This is a genomic window from Streptomyces catenulae (assembly GCF_000718015.1).
In the GTDB taxonomy this organism is placed as follows: domain Bacteria; phylum Actinomycetota; class Actinomycetes; order Streptomycetales; family Streptomycetaceae; genus Streptomyces; species Streptomyces catenulae.
Map to the genome: position 1 here is coordinate 24,102 of NZ_JODY01000001.1, position 19,977 is coordinate 44,078.

At 70.9% G+C, this 19,977-nt stretch carries 4 protein-coding genes; all 4 read right to left on the reverse strand.

Annotation, left to right across the window (positions count from 1 at the left end; genetic code table 11):
- Positions 1-51: 51 nt before the first annotated feature.
- On the reverse strand, positions 52-3,504 hold the full coding sequence (locus tag IF23_RS0100125) for a right-handed parallel beta-helix repeat-containing protein (RefSeq protein WP_030278351.1): 3,453 nt from the start codon (positions 3,502-3,504) through the stop codon (positions 52-54).
- Positions 3,505-3,559: 55 nt separating this feature from the next.
- Entirely contained in the window at positions 3,560-5,086 is a 1,527-nt protein-coding gene (locus tag IF23_RS0100130; RefSeq protein ID WP_030278353.1) for a RodZ family helix-turn-helix domain-containing protein, read from the reverse strand.
- Between the two features lie 100 nt (positions 5,087-5,186).
- Positions 5,187-19,556 (reverse strand): WXG100-like domain-containing protein, encoded by a 14,370-nt coding sequence (locus tag IF23_RS0100135; protein WP_030278354.1) that lies wholly within the window; start codon positions 19,554-19,556, stop codon positions 5,187-5,189.
- Positions 19,553-19,885, reverse strand: coding sequence for a hypothetical protein (locus tag IF23_RS0100140; protein ID WP_030278356.1), 333 nt, complete (start codon positions 19,883-19,885; stop codon positions 19,553-19,555). The genes IF23_RS0100135 and IF23_RS0100140 overlap by 4 nt, the downstream gene beginning before the upstream one ends.
- Positions 19,886-19,977: the final 92 nt, after the last annotated feature.

Below are 19,977 nucleotides of genomic sequence, written 5' to 3' on the forward strand. Positions count from 1 at the left end.
GTACGGCCCCGCCCGGCCGGGGATCAGGCCACGGCCCCGCCCCTCCGCGGATCAGGTCAGTGACGTCTCCTGGAAGTCCTCCGGGACCAGCTGGAGCAGCTCCTCGCGGCTCGGGGACGTCTGGCGGCTGAGGCGGCCCGCCTGGCGGGTGACGAGGGACTCGAAGACCTTGCGGGCGTAGCGGGCGTTGCCGAAGTTACGGTCCCGGGGCACCGACGCGAAGTGTGCGCGCAGCAGCGCCTCCAGCTCCGGGGCGCAGGTGTAGCCGCCCGCCTTCGCCTGCCGGTTCACGATGATCACCAGCTCGTCGGCGTCGTAGTTGCCGAACTCCACCCGCTGCGAGAAACGGGAGGTCAGACCGGGGTTGGAGGCGAGGAAGGAACCCATCTCCGCCTCGTATCCGGCGGCGATGACGACGACGTCGTCGCGGTGGTCCTCCATCAGCTTGACGAGGGTGTCCACCGCCTCCTGACCGAAGTCGCTGCCGCCCCGCTCGGACGGTGTGAGGGTGTACGCCTCGTCGATGAAGAGCACCCCGCCGCGCGCCTTGTCGAACGCCTCGGTGGTCATCTGCGCGGTGTGGCCGACGTACCGCCCGACCAGATCGGCGCGCGCCACCTCCACCACCTGGCCACCGGCGAGCACCCCCATCGCCTTGAGCAGCTTGGCGTAGAGCCGCGCCACGGTGGTCTTGCCGGTGCCGGGCGGGCCGACGAAGACCAGATGGCGGCTGAGGGACGGCGACGGCAGCCCCGCCGCCTCCCGCTGCCGGGCGTTGGCCAGCAGATGCACCAGGTCCGAGACCTGCCGCTTCGCCTCCGCCAGCCCCACCATCTGCTCCAACTCGCCGAGCAGTGTGTCCAGTTGCCCTTCGTCGCCGCCCGCCGCGTGCGCGCCGACGCCGGATCCGGCGATCTCGCCGAGGTCCTGCGGCAGCAGCCGGACCATGTCGGCGGGGGTGGCGTTCACCTCGTTCGCCAGCCGGAACGCCTGCCGGTCCACCATCTCCTCGAACACCCCGCGCGCGGCCCGGCCGTTGCCGAACGTCTCGTCCCGCGTCATCTGCCGGAACAGTGTGTCCAGCCCGTCCCGGGCGGCCGGGTCGAGGGCGTACTCGTGCCGCTCGCAGATGCTCTCGACGATGGTCACCAACTCGTCCACCGTGTAGTTGGGGAACTCCACGGTGCGGTTGAAGCGCGAGGCCATGCCCGGGTTCGACGACAGGAAGCTGCGCATCTGCGAGGAGTACCCGGCGGCGATGACGACGACGTCGTCGCGGTGGTCCTCCATCAGCTTGACCAGGGTGTCCACCGCCTCCCGCCCGAAGTCGGGGCCGCCGGAGCCGGACTGGGCGGTGAGGGTGTACGCCTCATCGATGAAGAGGACCCCGCCGAGCGCCCGGTTGAACGCCTCCGTCGTCTTGATCGCGGTACCGCCGACGACCTGCGCCACCAGATCCTGGCGCGCCACCTCCACCAGATGCCCGTACCGCAGCACCTCCAGCTCGGCGAGGATCGTGCCGTAGAGGCGGGCCACGGTGGTCTTGCCGGTGCCCGGCGGCCCGGCGAAGACGAGATGGCGGCTCATCGGCGGCACCGTCATGCCCATCTCCTCGCGGCGCCGCGCCATGCGGTTGAGGCTGACCAGCGTGGTCACCTCGTGCTTGACGGAGGCCAGCCCGACCAGCTGGTCCAGCTCCTCCAGCGGCGAGGCGGGGGCCTTCTTCTTCTCCTTCTTCGGCTCCTCGGGGGCGGGCCCGTCCGGCTCCGGCCCGGCGCCGGACGGCGCACCGGCGGCGTTGTCCGTCGCGCCGGTCGCCGCGTCCCAGGCGGCGCTGCCCGCGGCCGGTACGTCCGCCCCGCCGCGCGGCTCACCGCGCCCCGCCGCCGGGGCGTCCGCCGCCTCGCCGTGGATGTCGGCCAGCCCGTTGCCGCGCGACATCACCTCCTCCAGCAGGGCGTTCTCGCTGACCACCGTGCGGTGCACCCCGGCGCCGCCGTTCTCCCAGGTGGAGACGGAGCGCAGGGCGAACTGCCCGTCGGTGTGCGTCAGGACGCCGTCGCCGCGGTTGCCGAAGACCTCGCAGCCGGTGAAGGTGCCCGAGCCGCCCGCCGCCACCAGGATGCCGTTGCGCTCCCCGTCGTGGAAACGCGACTGCGTCGCCACGACGTTGGCGCCCGAGCCGACCGACAGCCCGTCACCGCCGGTACCGGCCACATCGCAGTCCCGCAGCCGCGCCGACGCGGTGCCGGACACCGCTATCCCCGCCGCGCCGCTCTGCCGGACGACCAGCATCGTCAGCCGGGCCCGCGCCTCCCCGCCGATCTGGACGCCGCTGCGCCGGGTGCCGGTGATCTCCAGGTCCTCGAACCGGCCCTGGCTGGTGTCGCACGCCTCCAGACCGTGCGCCCCGCCGCCGGTCAGCACCGTACGGCGCAGCGTCGGCCGGGCGTCCTCGGCCACCCGCAGGCCGATGCCCCGCGGCTCCGTCACCGTCAGCCGGTCCAGCTCCGGTACGCAGTCCTGTGTCAGCTCCACACCGGTGCCCCGGACGTCGGTGACCCGCAGGTCCACGAAGACCGGCCGGGCCGCACCGCCCACCCACAGACCGGTGCCCTCGCTCGCCTCGATCGCGCAGTCCTCGAACCGCCCCCGCGCCGAGTCGTACATCCGCACGCCCTGCCCGGCAGTGCGGGCCACCCGCAGCCGCCGCACCAGCGGATCGGCGTGCTCGGCGACGGTCACGCCCTCCTCGCCGGTCTCCTCGACCCGGCAGTCCTCGACCAGCACCTGGTTACGGCTGGCCAGATGGAGACCGACGGCCTTGGTGCGGTGGATGCGGCAGCGCAGCAGCCGGGTCGCGCTGTCGTCCTCCAGCGCGACGCCGGGCTGCGCCGTCCCGGAGAAGTCGCAGTCCTCGACGGTGCCCTGGCCGTGGCCGCTGACGTAGAGGCCGTTGCCGCGCGCGTCGCGGACCGTGCAGCGGCGCACCAGCGGGTCGCCGTGGTCGCCGATGACGATGCCGGACGCGCCGAGGTCGGCCAGCCGGCAGTCCTCGATGACGCTCTCCGCCTCGCTGGTGACGACGATCCCGGCGCCCTTGGGGTTGGTCACCTCGCAGTCGCGCATGGCGAGGGTGCCGGTGTCGCGGGCGAGGACGGTGGCCCACGCGGCGCCGCCGACCTCGCAGCCGTCCAGCTCCAGTTGGCCGTCGGCCACGTCCACGGCCGGACGCTCCGGGTCGCTGCCGTGCACCACCAGACCGGTCAGCTTCACCGCCTCGGCGGCCACCGTGACCGCGGAGCCGGTGCGCGGTGCGATCCGCACCGTGCCGAGGCCCTCCGCGGCGACGACGGTCACGATGCCGGTGAAGACCAGCGCCTCGGCGTACCGGCCCGGGGCCACGGTGATCAGCGCACCGCTCGGCGCCGCCTGCACCGCCTCCGCGATCGTCGCGAACGCCCCGGACCCGTCTGGCCCCACGGCCAGCACCTGACGGCTCATCGCCGCTAACTCCCTCCAGGGCCCGGCGCCGTGACGGCACCGGGCCCGAACGTGCTCACTCTGCGCGGCATTCGGCCTTCACCTGGGCCGCGGCGACATGCGCCAGCGTCGAGGTGTCGCCCTTCCAGTCCTGCCCGGCGTTGGTCACCCGGAGGGTGAACCGGCCGCCCTCCACGTGGACGGTGGTGCCGAGCACCCAGCTTCCCTTGTTGCGAGGCTGGTCGATGTGGAACCCGGCGAGGTCCCCGCCGTACCACTTGGTGCCCTTGTGCACCGAGTATCGCGCGGGAGCCCCGCCCACCTCCACCGGGCTCTTGCCCTGGGGGATGTAGACGGAGATGCGGCAACTTGCCGACTTCATCCCGGAATTGAACTGCCAGTACGCGGTCACGTCCGAGTCCGGCGAGTCCGCGTCCCCCGACATCGGTATCGCCCGGGAGCCGCCCCCGCAGCCCCCGGCCGTCGACCCGCCGGTCCGCGTCAGCCACCCCTCCTTGCCGTCGCCGTACGCGCCGATCTCGTGGTACCCGGCATTGGCGGTGTTCGCGCAGGTCGGCCCGGCGAACGCGGTGAAGGTACGGGTGGCCAGCGTCCGGGCGTGCGCGTCGGAGCCGGACCCCTTGTCGTCCGTGGCCGCCTTGTCGCCGTGGTCGGCGCTCCCGGCGGTCGGGTCGGTGCGGGTGGTGGCGTCGCCGTCGGTGTGCGGCCCGGTGCCGGAGCCGCCGCCGCTGCCGTCGCCGGGGGCGTTCCCGCTGTCCGCGGGGGCGTGGCTGTCCGTCCGGGGCGCCGTGCCGCCGTCGTCGCGGACGCCGCCGGGGACGGGTACGAAGCCCCTGCCGCCGTCGCTCCCGGCGTCCGGCAGCGGCTGCGTCAGGTCTCCGGCGGCGTTCGTCGGGGACGCGGCGAAGGTCTTGCTCAGCGCGGAGATCGCGAACGGCGCGCCCAGCAGCACCACCCCGGCCAGCGCCGCGCCCGCCACCACACCGGGGGAGACCCGGCTGCCGCTCTCCGCCCTGGTCTCCGCGCCCGTCCCCCCGGCCGCTCCGGCCGCCGCGCCCACCGCCGCGTCCATGCGGCGGAAGAGGCCGAGGCCGCGCCGCCCGGCGGACGCCTTCTTCCCGGCGGCCGGTGCGGCCGGTGCGGGGGCCGCCGCGTCCGCCTCCGGGGCGCCGGTGTCCGCGGTCTCCTCCGTGGCCGCGCCGCCGTCCGTCCCGGACCCGGCGTCGGCCTCCGCGTCCGGCTCCGCGTCCGCCCCGGACCCGCCCTCCGCCGCCCCGGGCAGCGGTGCGCCGGGGCGCAGCACGGTCGTCCCGGTGGCTTTGCCGGTGGCCGCCGGGGGCTCGTCCGGGGTGTCCGGCGCGGTGTCCGGCTGCTCCTGACCGGGGCGCAGGGCCGTCCCGCCGGTGGCGTTCCTCGTGGTGCCCGCCGACGCGGTGGGGGTGTCCGTGGCCGTGGCGTCGGCCGGGCCGGTCCGCTCCGGGCGGGGCTGCGGTGCGTCGGTCACGGGGGCGGAGGTGTCGCCGGTCGCCCCGGCGGCACCGGCCTCTTTCGCGCTGCGGGAGTTCGCCGTCTCGTCGGTCATGATGAGTTCCGCTTCACTCGTCGGGTGTTCGGGTGGGGGGTGCGGGCACCGCCGTGCGGGGCGCGGGGAGGGCGCTCGGCCCGGCGGTGCCCGGAGAGGGTCAGTAGTGCTCCAACGCCGCGTCCAGCTCCGTGTTGAGGGCGGCGGCCCAGGTCTTGAGGCCCGCCGTGGCCTTCGGCGGCCCCTGCGGGTCGGGGGTCCGCGGCTCCGGTGTCACCGGACGGGGCCCATGGGTGCCGAAGGCGTCGCCCGGCAGGTCGAGGTGGAGCAGGAGGGACGCGCCCGCCCCGCCGTCCCACCGGACCAACTGCTCCAGTTTCGCCGCCTGTTCCTCCGTCAGGTGCGGTTTCACATAACGATCGAGGAACTGCTCCCGGCTCATCCGCTCGCCGCCCACCAGCACATCGTCGCCCTCGGACGTCAGATGCACGGTCTGCCGGTCGTCGTCCGCCGCCGTCTTCTGCGCCGTCAGCAGCCCGTCCAACATCGCCTTCCGCCGGGCGACGTTGGCGTCCGCGTAGGGGTGCGGGGGGACGTACCAGCCGGAGTTCACCCGGATCGCGCCGGGCCGCACCCCGCCGACGCCGCGCAGCACCGCCTCCGGGCTGAACCGCAGTTGCAGCGCGTCGGGCAGGGTGAAGACGCCCTCGAAGACGTTCTTGCCGGAGATCTTCGGCCGCCCGAACGCGTCGAAGGTGCCGTACGTGGCGACCTTCACCACCACGTCCACGGAGGTCGGCGTGTACCGCTGCCGGTGCACGGTGCGGTCGACGGAGTTCTTCTGCAGCGCCAGCTGTCCGCCGGAGTCGTGCTCCAGCGTGTGTGTCACCGACGAGGACGCGGAGAACGCCTGCTTGACGCCGAGGAAGCTGCCGCTCAGACCGCCGCCCAGCGTGGTGCCGACGTTGTCGGTGTGCGCGTCGATGTCGTTCTGCAGGTCGTAGTCGGCCCGCTCGCCGGTGCCGTGGTGCCAGCCCTGCGACAGGCCCAGATCGCGGGGCCGAAACTCGACGGTGAGCTGTGCATGGGTGTGGGTGGCCACACCGCCCTCCGCGGTGATCCGCACCGGGAACGTCGCGGTCTGCGGGGTCGGGGTGCCCAGCCCGGTGCGGACCAGGTGGCGGGCCAGCTCCCGGGCGCCGATCAGCTGCTTGAGCTGCACATGGCCGCCGTGCCGGGGGTCGGCGAACACCTTGGGCGTACCGGGGTGCGCGGCCAGCTCCGTCATCACCGCATCGAACAGCACCTTCCCCGCCCGCTCGTCCATGTCCACCAGCACGTCGTGCCGGAGGAACTCGTGGGACGAGATGGGGGACAGCGGCGTGGGGACGCCCGCCACCGGGACCGGCAGTTCGGACCGCGGGACGAGCACCTCCTCATGGACCGGGATCGGGATCTCGTGGGTGGTGTCCCGGCCGGTCGGGAACAGGTCGGCGACCTTGTCGATGCCCGCCTTGAGAAGATGCGCCTTCCCCATCAGCAACGCGTTGACCAGCTGCGAGGCGTGCGAGAAGCTCCCCACCGACAGCGTCAGGGTCGCCTCGGTCCGGTAGACGAACAGGTCCTCCGCGTCGGTGGTGTACGCGTCGTGCCGCCGGACCATGACGCTGCTGTTGTTCGCGACGCCGTTGCCGGTGGCGCGGGTCCACGACGCCGACAGCGAGCCCCCGCCCCCGGCGTTGCTGCCCCCGGCGCCGAGCGTGACGCCCTTGCTGTGCTTGTCGGAGGCGCTGAACTGCTCCTCCACCCGGGTGTTGGACTGGATGTAGCGGGACAGCACACCGTGCGCCGACTTCCCGGTGAAGCGGGCGGCCGTGTCGTTCCGGTCCCATCGCAGATGGACATCGACGCGGGTGTGGTGCCCGAATCCGTCGAGGCGCACCTGGAGGGTGAGTCCGGTGTCGCGCAGCAGGCTGGACAGGTTCCGCAGCGAGGCGCCGTCGAGAATGCTGTCGGCCATCGACTTCATCGCTCCGGCCGGTGTGCCGAGGGTGTGCAGCGGCCCGAGGACCTGCGGCGCGTCCTTGGCCAGCAGCGTGACCAGTCGGCGGAGCACCTCCTGCGAGAGCGTCGGATCCAGCACACTCCGCTGCTCCCCGGGCACCTGCGTCAGCTCCCGCGGAACGCGCTCCTGAATCTCCCGGACCTCCTGGATCTCCTCACTCTTCCCGGTCTCCTGGATCTCCCGGAGTTCGTAGCTCTCGTGCTGCTCCTCGTCCCCGTGGGCCTGCTCGTGCGGCGGCCGGTTCTCCTCCCGGCTCCCGTGCGGGGTGGGGCCGTTCGGGGGAGTGCCCTGGTGGGGGACGGGTACCGGGGTGAGTCCGGTGGTCATGGACAGGATCGGCAGCCGCTCCAGCGTCGGCGGCACCCCGGCCTCCTGCGCCGAGCGTTCGGTCAGCACCGGACGCCGGAACGTCGCCCCGCCCGGCACATGCAGGGTGGTGCTGAGCCCGTCCGTCTTCCAGGTGCCCAGCATGTTGTTCTCGGTGACCGCGATGTTCAGCCGCCAGAGGATGTCCACGGCGTGGTGCTCGTGCGGTACGTCGATCGAGTAGAACTCGCCGGGGTGGGTGTCGTCGATGTCGATCGTGGTCCGCGCCGTGGAGCGGCTCCATGTCTCCGTGTAGCCGACCGATCCGCTGCCCTCGTTGTCGCCCTGCTTCCCCGCGTACGCCATGCTCCCGCCCGAGGTGACCGCGTTCGAGCCGGAGAGCTGCGTCTTCCTGGTGTGGCGGAGCATGTACTCGGTCAGGCCGAACGAGGAGAGGTCCTGCGTCCCGGTGCTGAGCGGCTTCTTGTTGCCGGTGACCGCCTGCACCATCAGATACACATGCGCGTCGGCGAACTGCTTCCCCACCACGAACCGGCCCGGCAACGCCTTCGCATCGCTGCTCAGCGCCGTCTTCAGCTGATCGGTGGTGATCATGTGCTGGAGGTACGAGACCACGTGCGGCGGCACCCGCAGCTCGGACAGCAGCTCCGCCGCGGCGTCCCGCAGCACCCGGGCGTGCAGAACGTGGTCGATCCGGTCGCCGGACTGCAGCGGCTCCGGGGTGAAGCCGTCGGGCAGTTCGATGGCGGAGAAGGCCATCGTTTTGCCGTTCCACACCGGCTTCGGCGCCCGCTGCGGAACCGGCGGACCGTCACCGCCCGCACCCTCAGGGTGCTCGACGACCGGGAGATCCGTCAGGGACTTCGGCACCAGGTACTGCACCGCGCCGGTCGCCGTGGTGACATGCGGGGTGGACGTCTCGGAGGTGGCTCCGCTGACCTTCTCGGCGTGCACCGACACCTCGTACTCCGCCGGGTAGTGGTCGTGCCACATCGTGCCGGACGCGTTCGTACCGTGGTGGGAGAAGGCGTACGTGGTGATGCCGTTGGTCAGCGAGACGTCACGGGAGCGCCCGAAGCTCAGACCGGGCGGGGTGAACGTCATCCCCCCGCCGCCGGTGGACAGCGAGAAGCCGAGCGACAGCGACTGGCCGTTGCCGACGGAATCGGTGGTGGCCAGCCAGTTCCAGTGGGTGGGCCAGCTCTGGACGGTGGCGTTCTCGACCGGCAGCCGCCACGGACCGTCGGCGCCGTCGCCCTGCCCGTACCGGCCCCGGACCGTGAAGTGGAGCAGCAGTTGGGTGCCGTTGTCGCCGCGCGGCCCGAGGAACGTCAGCTGCAGCCCGTCGCCGAACAGGTCCTTGGTCTTCCGCGACAGCTCGTTCACATGGAACTGGACCTCCAGGAAGCGGTTGAGCTGGTCGAGATGGCGGCTGCGGTGCCCTGGTGTCGGATGGGAGAAGTCGACGCGCTTCTCCGCCAGTACGGCCTGCCGACGGAAGTGGTCCACGAGGTGCGCGAGACCGGAGACCCCGAACCCTTCGTAGAGCCCGAACGCGGGCGGGACCGTCGGCGGCGTGGTCAGTGTCGGCGGCGGGGTCACCGGCTCGCCCGTGGCGTGCGCCAGTTGGTACTCGAAGTGGTCCGTCAGATGCTCCGGGACGTGCACGACCAGCCGCACCGGCACGGACTGCGGCGGCATCGCCGGTTCGCCCACCTCGGTGAGTGACGCCTCCATCGTCAGCCGGATCTCGTAGGGCACGCTCTTCCCGTTGAAGCGGACGGTGTCGAGGGAGCCGCCGGTGTTGCCCTCGGTCAGCGACGCGGAGTTGTTGCTGCTCAGCGAGAAGGAGAACGGGAACGACAGCGACGGGTCGCCCCCGGAGAGCTTCGGCCCGACGGTGAGGTCGACGCCGAAGCTCTTGCCGCCGCCCTGGGACGTGGTGTGGAACAGCGAGTCCCACGCCCGCACATTGTTCGCCAGCCCGGCGTCGATCGCGTCGCCGGAACGTTTGACGGTCAGGATCCGCGTCCGGACGTCGGAGACGTAGTGGTGTCCGCCGCTGTGGACGGACGGCAGCCGGGTGTCGCTCAGCATCCGGGAGAAGTTGGCGATCGTGCCCATCTCGCCGAACCAGTGGTTCAGGAACTCATGCGCCCGCGAGCCCTCCCTCATGTGCGGGTACGGGGCGGTCAGCAGGGGGATGAGCTGCTCCTGCCCGCTGCTCTCCCGGACGAGGAAGAACATGTCCTGGAGCGCCCGGCTGACGCGGCGCCGCTGGTCCGGGGTGTGCGGGGTGATCTCCCAGTCGTGGCTGGTGTGGTTGGCCTCGTGGCTGGTCAGCTCGTGCGGGAAGGCCACCTCGACCGGTACCGGCCGGTGGAGCGGGGCCGGGTTCGGTACGGCCTTGGGGACGCCGTGCAGCTCCACCGTCAGCTGGGCGTCCGGGAAGGCGAAGTGTTCCTGGCTCCCGTCGAACACCAGCTCCGGCCGGTCGTAGGAGTTGTGCAGGAAGCTCTGCCCGGCGGAGGCGCTGGAGGAGCCGCCGACGTTGACGGCGAGGTTCACCAGCGCGTGCTCGGCGATGGGGCTGAACGACGTGGTGCCGGTCAGCGAACGGGAGTTGCCGGTGGTCTGGGTGCCGCCGTACTGCCGGTTGAGCGTCGCCTCGCGGTGCCCGACGACCTTCGCCCCGTACGGCAGCGGCTGGGTGATCCGCTCCCCGACCAGATGGACCGCCCCGTCCTGCGACAGCCCGTCGAGCCAGAGCCTCATCCGGTACTTCGACTGCCGGTCGTCGTGCAGCAGCAGGGTGAGCCCGTCCTTCGACAGCAACTTCCGTACGAGCAGCGGACCGTCCGGCCCCGAGAGCTTCTGCCACACATCGGTGGCAACCTTGTTGACCAGCGCGTTCTTGTGCCCGGCCGCCAGCGTCGTCCCGGTCCGGTCGACGGCCGCCCGCACCAGCGCGGTCAGCGACTCGGGCCGCGGCCCGGGCACGCCGACGGGGATGTCCCCGATCCGCACCACGGACCCGAACTGCCCCAGCGGATGCTGCCCACCGTCCCCGAACCCCTTCGGCACCTGCGGGGCGTGCACGAGGGGGAGGGGGGAGGGCGCGGTGGGGTCGGGGTCGGGGTCGGGGTTCTCGTCCGGGTTGTCGTGGTGGGCCTTGTCCTGGTTCTCGTCCTGGTTCTCGCTCTGGTCCTCGTGCCGGTCCTCGGTTCGGTCCTCGCCCCCCTTCTGCTCGTCCTGTTCCTGCTCCTGTTCCTGCTTCCGCTCCTGCTTCCGCTCCTGCTTCCGCTCCTGCTTCTTCTCGCTGTCGTCCCCGTGATCGCCGCCGTCCCGCTTGTCGGAGTCGTGCTCGTCGTGCTCGTTGTTCTGCCGGGGCTCGTCCGACGTCGGACGCTCGGTGGCATCGACGTGGAGCCGACGGGTTCCGGGGGTGTCGCCGTCCTCCCAGTGCGTGAGGTGGTGCAGGTGCGCGTTCTGTTCGGGGCTGAGCTGCGGGCGGACGTAGCGGTCGAGGAACTCGTCCTCGCTCAGGTGCTCACCGCGGACGAGGACGGCGCCGTCGTCGCCCACGGTGACGTGCCAGGTGGTCCGGTCCTCGACGGCGTCCCGCTCCTGGGCGAGGCGCAGCGCGTCGAGCATGGCGGCGGTCTGCTGCTCGTCGGTCGCGTGGTGCGGGGCGACGTACCAGCCCGACTCGATCCGTACCGTCGCGTCGGTGACGCCGCCCACCTCGCGGACCACCGCCTCCGGCGAGTAGCGCAGCTGCAGCATGTCGTCGACGGTGAAGCTGCCGTGGTAGGCGTTGCCGTCGGTGAAGGAGCCGATGTGGTCGACGGAGGTGCTCGGGGCGATGTCGATGTCGACCTTGAGCGCCGTGGGGCTGTGGCGGAGCCAGTGCACGGTGCGGTCGATCGACTCGGTGGGCATCGAGGTGAACGCGCCGCTGTCGTGCGTCTCCGTCTGGCTCTGCTTGAACTTCCCGCCCAGGTTCTGGGTCATCTTGCCGGTGGCCGCGGCGAAGGTGCTGGTGATCGCGGCGCCGAGGCTGCGCTCCTTGGCCGCCGCGTGGGACTGGGTGTTGTACTGGTACTGGTAGTCGGAGCGCTCGGAGGTGCCCTTGGCCCAGCCTTCCGACGAGCCGAATCCGGGCTGGCTGAAGGAGATCCGGACGTTCCCGTAGGTGAGCGTCGTGACGCCGCCCTCGGTGGTCAGCCGGACGCCGAAGGTGTTGTCCTCCGTGGTCGTCCCGCCGAGCCCCGCGCGGCGCAGATGCCAGGCCAGCTCACGGGAGTTGAGGAGCTGACGGAGCTGCTCGCGGCTCTGCTGGCCCTTCGCCGCGAACGTCTTCGCCGCGCCGCCGTGCCTGCTCAGATCCGTCATCAGCGCGTCGAAGAGACTCCGTGACGACTCCTCCTTCATGTCCACCAGCACGGAGTTGTCGTGGAACTCGCCCTTGTCGATCGACTTCGGGGTCTGCTGCGGCGGCCGGACGGTCCCGTTCCGCGAGGTCGCCGACTCCGCGTCGGAGTGCTGGGCGGTGGGCTGCTGCGTCCCGTCCTGCTGTGCGGTGGGCTTCTCGACCTCCTTGAGCTGCTCCGGGCTGAGTTCGGAACGGCTGAGGACGACCTCCTCCCGTACGGGGATGGAGAGGGTGTGGCTGCCGTCCTCGTGCGTGCGGAAGAGGTTCTTCAGCGACTGCGCGCCGCTCTTCAGCGCCTGCGTCCCGCCGAGGAGCAGGCTGTCCACCAGCTGGGACGCATGGCTCTCGTCCTCGACGGTGAGATCGATCGTGCCGTTGATCTCGTAGACGTACAGCTCCTCCTCGGCGGTCGTGTACGCGTCATGGCGGCGGATCATGGTCGCGTCACTGGAGGAGTAGGTGGTGCTCTTCCCGCCGCCGTAGGAGGCGGACGGCGTGGCCCCCTCGGAGCCCTTGGCGCCGGACCCCTCGAAGCCGAACCCGTGGGAGTTCTTGACGGTCCGGGAGTGCGCCTCCTCCTTGCGGATATGCGACTGCGTGTACCGGGAGAGCACCCCCTTGGAGACCTTCTCGGTGAAGTGCGCGCCCGCGGGGTCCCGGGTCATCTGGGCGATGACGTTGGTGTACGAGTGGTGGCCGATACCGTCCGTCCGCATACGGATGTGGAGCCCGGTGCCGCGGAGCAGGCTGCCGGCGCTCTGCAGGGTGCGGCCGTCGAGGACGCTGTCGCCCCCGGACTCCGTCAGGGTGCCGGGCGTGTTGTACGCATGGTTCCTGCCCAGCGCGTGCGGTGCGTGGTCCTTGAGGAGTTCCTCCAGCCGGGTCAGGATCGAGGAGGTCACCGAGGGCTTCGGTCCGCCGGGGGTGGCGTTTGCGTCCTGCTCGTCCGGCGACCCGGTGTCCTTCCGGGGGGAGAGGTCCACGGTCATCGCCGTCAGCGGCAGCTGCGTCAGATGCTCGGGGACCTTCGCCTCCTCCGCCGTCATCCGCGTGTAGTGGGGACGCAGATACGACACGCCGCCCTGGACGGTGACGTCCTTGATCCGGATGTCCTCCCCCCACGTACCGGCCATGTTGGTGTCGCGGCTGGTGACGCTCATCCGCCAGATGACGTCCGCCTCGTGCTGCTGGTGCGGCATGGTCTGATCGACGAACTGGCCGGGGTGGACGCTGGTCACATGGACGGTGGACGAGCCCTTCGACAGGGACTTGCCGAGGGACGCGTCGCCCGCACCGCCGCCGGAGCCGTCCCCGTGCTCCTTGGAGCCGCTGAGCGAGAGGTCCAGCGTGCCGGAGCCGCTGTCCACCTTCTTGTCGGTGCTGGTGAAGCGGCTCATCGCCTCGTCCAGCGTGAAGTTCGACAGCTCCTGCGTCTGCCCGAACGTCTTGTCGTTGACCGTGAGGGCCTCGATGACGAACTGCACGTTGTTGTCGGTGAACGTCTTCTTTCGGACCTGCCGCCCGGACGACGACTGCGCGTCGCTGTTGAGGATGCCCTTGAGCTGATCGGGGGTGAGCAGCTTCTCCAGGTACGGGACGGCCTGGTGCAGGGGGATGCCCGCGTCCCGGAAGAGCTGCACCGCCTCCCGCTGGAGGTCCAGGGAGCCGTGCACATGGTCGATGCGGTCTAGGCTGTCGAGCTGGTGCCCGGTGTCGCCGTCCGGTGCCTTCAGCGGCGGGTAACTCTTCTTCCTGCCGACGGCGTTCGGCTCGACGTCCTCGACGGTGACCTTGTGCTCGGTCTCCCCGGGGGCGTTCTCCTCGGAGGAGTACTGCAGCGACTTCGGTATCAGGTAGTCGGCACGGCCCTCGACGGTCTTCCGGATCACCGGCTGCTCGCCGATCACCTCGGTGCCGGAGACGTGCTCGACCTCCACGGTCGTCTCGAAGACCACCGGGTACGAGTCGTGCCACATCTCGCCGGAGGCGTTGGCCCCCATGTGGGAGAAGCCGTACGTGTTGATGCCGTCGGCCATGGAACGGTCGCGACCGTAGGAGAAGAGCGAGTCGACCGGCGTCATGGTGAAGTCGTCGGTCATGTCGGCGGAGAGGGTGCCACCGGCGCTGATCGACTTGCTGGTGGTCCGGCTCTGGGAGTCCTGCAGCCACGCCCAGCGCGTCGGCCACTTCTGCACGGTGCCGTCGGGGACCGGAATCCGCCAGCCCTGCGCCTGCTCCCCGGGCCTGGCCGGGCGGGCGGAGATGCCGAAGTGCATCAGCAGCCGGCCCTTCTCGCCCTTCGCGCCGCGGAACGTCCGCCGTACGCCGCCGTTCATCACGTCGGGCGCCATGTGGGACAGCTGCTCGGGGTGGAACTGGGTGGTCAGGAACTCCTTGAGGGCGTGCCGGTGTTCCTTCCCGCTCTCGACGGTCCGGTGGCGGAAATCGGTCCTGCTCTCGGCGTGGAGGGCGTCGTTCTGGAACGTCTTCGGCAGATCTTCGAGCCCCTGGAGCCCGAAGACGCTGAACAGCCCGCGGGTCGGCGGCGGACCCGGCGGCGTGAGCGGTTCCCCGGAGCCGTTCTCCGTGTGCTGCTGCCCGGTGTCCTCGGTGTGGTTCTCGGTGGTGGGGTTCTCAGCGGTGGGGCTCTCGGTGGGGTTCGGCCCGGTCTCCTGTCCGACCTCCTGTTCGACGACGCGGCCGCCCTCCTCCCGGGCCACCTCGGTGAGCTGCTTCTCGAACTGTCCGGTGAGGTGTTCCGGGACGCGGACGATCACGGTGACGTCCTTGGTGCCGGAGAAGTAGGCGCTCCCCACCGGGTTGAGCCCCGCCTCGACGTGCAGTTTCACCTCGTACGGCACGCTGAGCCCGTTGAAGCGGGTGGTGTTGGACGTACCGCCGGTGTACCCCTCGGTCAGCGATGACGCGTTGCTGGTGCCGAGGCCGAGGCTGATCGGGAAGGACGTCGGCAAGTGCTCGGGTCCGATGACGACGCCGAGGTCGAGGGATTTGCCGCCGCCCTTGGAGGTGGTGTTGAACACCGAGTGCCAGTCGCGGGTGTTCCCGGCCAGCCCCACCTGCGTCGCATCGCCGACCCGGCGGACGGAGGTGACCCCGGCGCGCGCCTCGGTGACGTAGTGGGTCCCCTTGTGGAAGAAGGAGGGCAGCATCGTGGAGGAGAGCATCCGGCGCAGGCTCCACAGCATGCTGTGCTCGCTGAACCAGTTGTCCAGCATCTTCCGGGGCGTCGAATCCTGCCCCATCGACGCGTACGGGGTGGTCAGTTCGGCGGCGAGCGACGACTGGCCGTGGCTCTCCTGCACGATGAAGAACGTGTTCTGCAGCGCCGTCGCGAACTTCCGCCGCGCCTTGGCCGAGGAGCCGCTGTGCACCTCCCAGGGGTGGTCGGTGCTGTTGGCCTTCGGGTCGGTCAGCTCGGTCGGGAAGGTCACCTCCACCGTGTCCTTCGCGGGGGCGCTCCCGTGCCGCCCGTCGCTGTCGCGGCGGACGCCGACGGTGAGCGTGGCGTTCTTGAAGCCGAAGTGCTCCCGCGTCCCGGCGAAGTTCAGTTCCGGCCGGACGTAGGTGTTGGTGAGGTTGCTGTCCCCCTTCGACGAGGACGAGGAGCCGGTCAGCGTCACCTTCGGCTTGATGCCCACCTCGTTGACGGTCGAGGCGTGCGAGGTGCTGGCCGACACGCTGCGGCTGTTGCTCGCCGTCGAACTGTCGCTGACGTTGTAGTTGACCGCCGCTTCCCGCTGCCCCTTGTCGGACTCGCCGAACCGGAGCCGCTGCGTCGCCCCGGCGCCCTTCGCCGGACCGGTGGCCGAGGCGGCGCCGGGCGTGTTCCGCGGCGGCGCCGTGGGGGAGAGGTGCTCGGCGTTGGCGCGGTCCACACCGTTGAGCCGGAGCGTGACGGTGTACGAGTTCCCGGGCGAGCCGACGGAGAAGCGCAGCCGGAGCCCGCTCTCGTCGAACAGTTTCCGGGCCAGGAGCTGACCGTTGGGACCGGACAGTTCCTGCCACAGCTGGGCGGAGAGGTTGTCGGCCAGCCGGTCGCGGTTCTCGGGCTTCAGGAAGCGCTGCCGGAACCCGCGCGGGCCGGGGATCTCGTCCATGGCCCCCCGGACCAGCTGGTGCAGGCGGTCGGGGCGCTCCCCGCCCGCGCCGAACGCGATGTCGCCGAAGCGGTGCACCCGCCCGAACTGCCCCAGCCCGTACCGCCCGTCCTTCCCGAAGCCCTGGGGGACCTCGGGCTGCGGCTCGGGCGCGGACTTCTGCCCACTGCCGCCCGGGGCGTTCTCGGCGTCGTCGCCGTCGCCGTGCGCGGGGTGGTGCAGCGGGTCGTGGAGCGGGGGTTGCCGGTGTGTCGGCTTGGGCGGGTCGACCGGCTTCTCGTTCCGCGGCTGAGTGTTCTGCTCCTTGTGCTGCGGCGGAACGAGGGGTTCCTTGCCCTTGCCCTGTGACGAGGTGGGCGGGTTCGCGGAGGTGTGGTGCGAGGGCGCGGACGTGGACTTGGCCATCGCCTGGTAGTGCACGCCGCCGCGGTCGTAGAACACGTACAGCGGCGGGCCGCCCGGGGTGAGGTGGTTCCCCGGCTGCGGCGGCTGCATCACGGTGGGATCCCCCGGGTGCTTCTTCGGCACCGTGGAGATGACCGTGAGGTTCACATCGCGCAGGTCGGGCATGGTGGCGAGGAGCTGCGGGAGGTAGTCGGCGAACGGCGAGTTCCACAGATCGCGGCCGCCACCACCGGCCGCCGCGGCGACCAGACCGACGAGCCCCAGTTCCCGCGCCTTCTCCGGGGTCGGCGCGACGGCCAGCAGATCGGGGTACCGGCTGCTTCCGATCAGCTCCTGCCATGCCCGCTGCCGGGCCTTGCGGTCCGTGCCGAACAGCGCCCGGTCGATCCGGTTCCGGAACTCCGCGTCCGACAGCCTGCCGAAGACATCGTCCCTGACGGTCTCGACGGGATCGAAGCCCTGGTGGTCACGGATGACCTCGGGGACCGTCTCGACGTACCGGGCCAGGCGGTTCCGCAGCCCCTGCACGTCCAGGCCCCGGATGTGGGGCACCAGGTTCTGGTGGTGGGCGCTCACCAGCACCGAGGTGAAGAGGCAGTCACCGTCGCCCTTGACCGTCAACTCGTCGTACAGCTCGTGTTCCACGGGGTAGCGGTTGACGACGTTCCGCTGCTTGGTGATCTCCGGCGGCGCCGTCGCGGCCCGGTGCTCGTCGCCCGTGACCGGCGGCGTCTCCGTCTCGCCCGCCTTCTTCTCCGAGCCGTTCTCCGCGTCGTCCTTCTCCGCCTCGTCCTTCTCCGTCTCCGCGTCGTCCTTCTCCGACTGGTCCTTCTCCGACTGGCTCTTCTCGGCCTCGTTGTCGGTCGGCGTGGTCAGCTCACTCCACTTGCTCTCCCGCTGCGCCTTCTCCTGCTGCGCGCTCTCCTGCTGCGCCTTCTCCTTCGTGTCCTGCTCCCGGCGGTCTTCCCGGTGCTGGTCCTCGTTCCGCTTCTCGTCCTGCTTCTCGTCCTGCTTCTCGTGCTGGTTCTCGTGCTGGTTCTGCTCCGGGGGCTTTTCCTCGTGTGGTGGTGTCCGGTCGTCGTCGGGGATCTTCTCGGAGGACGTGGCGGAGCGGTGCTCCTCGGGGGTGTGCTGCTCCTCCGAGGAGGTGGCGGTCTTCTGCTCGTTCCGCTGCTCGCTCTTCGGGGTCCCGGACGTGTCCTTCGCCGACTCGGCGGTCTTGTCGGTGGTCGCCGACTGCCCGTCCTTCTTCTGTTCCTTGGGCGGTGGGCCACCCGCGTGCTGGTCGTGGGCCGCCGGGGTGGAGCCGTTCTTCGGCTTGGGTGTCTGCGCGGTGTCCGGGGTGGGGGGCGGGGAGTGCTGCTGGTTCGGGTTGCCGGTGGGGACGGGGGGTGTGGCCGTGGGCGACGGGTCGTCCTCGGGGGCGTTCTTCGAGGGGGAGTTGTCCGTCGCCGCATCGGACTTTCCGGGTACGACCGGCGCGTCGTCGTGGAGCGATGCGTCGTCCGTGTCCGTGACGGACGCGTCGTCCTTGGCGGACTCCTCGTCGTGGGTGTCGATGTGGTCGAGGTAGTGCCCGCGCGTCGGGGGGCGGTGGTCGTCGCCGTCGCCACCGTCGCCGCCGCTCGCGGTCTTCTGCTGAGCGGAGGGGTGCGTGGGGGTGTCCGTGGCGTCGTCGGACTGCTGTTGGGTCTTCGGCTGCTGCTCGGTGTCCGTGACGGTGCCGTCGGACGGCGCGTTCAACTGCTCGTCGCTGGAGGTGGGCGGCGGAACGTACGCGTTCGGTTCGGTGGACGAGGACAGGTTCTGGTTGCCCTCGGAGGTGAGGGGCAGCGGCCCCGGCGTGTGCGCGACGGCGTTCTTCAGGGCGGAGACCCCCGCGGCGCCGCCGACGGTTCCGACGTGGGTGGCCGCCTGGCCCGCCGCCGCCGACGCGCCGGACACCCCCGTGACGTGGAAGCTCTTGTCGTCGGAGAAGAGCAGGTTGTAGAAGCCCTCGGAGAGGTATGCCTGACCGGTCACCGCGCCGGTCGCCCCGGCGAAGTGGCTGCTCTTGACGGCGATGTGGTCGTGGTGGTTGCGGATCGCCGTGAGGGTGGTGTCGGAGAGGCCGGTCAGCGACGTGTGGACGGCGGGATCGAGGTGCTGCCCGCCGCTGTCGAGAGCCTCCTTCAGCGCCGGTCTGCTCTCCTTGCCCCAGTTCTTGGCGAAGGCGTCGCCGTACTGCTTGCCGAGGTCACGGGCGGCCTGTTCGCCCAGCGTGTCCTTGAAGGTGTGGCCGAACAGGTCGCCGAAGTCGTCGCCGATCTTCTTCGTCGCGCTCTCACCGACGCCCTTGCCCGCGCCGGAGCCGCCGAGCGGGCGGAGGAGGTCGTCGGCGTTCTTGGTGATGATGTTCTCGACGCCGTCGGCCAGGTTCTTGGAGGTGGTGTGGGAGACCGTGTCGGTGGCGATCGACAGGTCCTGGGTGATCTGCTTGCCGACGTTCTTGCCCACCGGCCCCGCGAACAGGTGGGACAGCTTCTGGCCCGCCTTGCCGCCGAGCAGCGACAGCGGGCCCTCCAGCAGCCCGTCGAGCAGCCCGCCCAGCGCCGCGTCCTTGGTGAGGCTGATGTCCCAGGAGTCGCGGTGGCCCTTGGCCATCTGGATGCGCTGCGCGAGCGCGTCCAGGACGGTGCCGATGGACTCGTTGAGGACGACGTGCAGCGCGAGGTGGTCGAGGAGGGAGCGGAGCAGACGTTGCAGGAAGGTCGAGGTCTTGATCTTGATCTCGGGGATTTCCTCGAACTGCAGCATGGCGATGGCGATGACGATCTCGATCAGCATCTCGGTGATCTGGAGGATCGCCATGATCTTCATGTACTCGATGTTCACCGAGGACGACTTGGCCATCTTCTCCAGCCCACCGGAGAGTTCCTGACCGGCCCGGATGTAGTTGCGGTCGCCGCTGGTGAACTCCGAGAGCGACTTCGCGTACGCGTCGGCGGTGTCCCCCGTGATGCTGTTGCGGACCGTGTTGACGGCGCGGACCACCTGCGCGGGCAACTCCTCCAGGTGCTGGCGGATCTGCCCGTAGCCGTCGCCCATCTCCCGCAGCTTGTCCTCGTCCGCGTGGGTGAAGTCCTGCCCCGTCAGCGCGATGAACCAGCCCCGGCCCTCGTCGGATATGTGGAGGCTCACCGGGTCATCCGCTGCTTCAGGTGGTGGGAGACGTCGATGTTGGCCTGCTCGGTGTCGGCGAACGACTTCTGGGTGCCGAGGGTGTCCTCGGCCGTCTGCTGGAATGCCTTCGCGAGGTTCCCGAGCAGCCCGTGGAAGGCTTCGGCCCCGGGCAGGAGCGTCTTCCGCAGCTGGTCGGAGGTCTCGTCGCCGGAGCCGCACGCCTCGTTCGCCAGGAGGGAGACGGTCTGCGTCTGCTGGGAGATCTCCATGACGATCGCGGACAACTCGTCCGTCTGCGACGCACCATGGTTGATCCCGCTCAGATCGGCAGCCAGATTCTCGGCCACGGCCGTCTCCCTTCGTCCCGTCACATCCGTCGCACACCGGCGGCTCCGACGGCGCCGCCGTACCGCCGTGCCGTACGGGATTCCGTACGGCA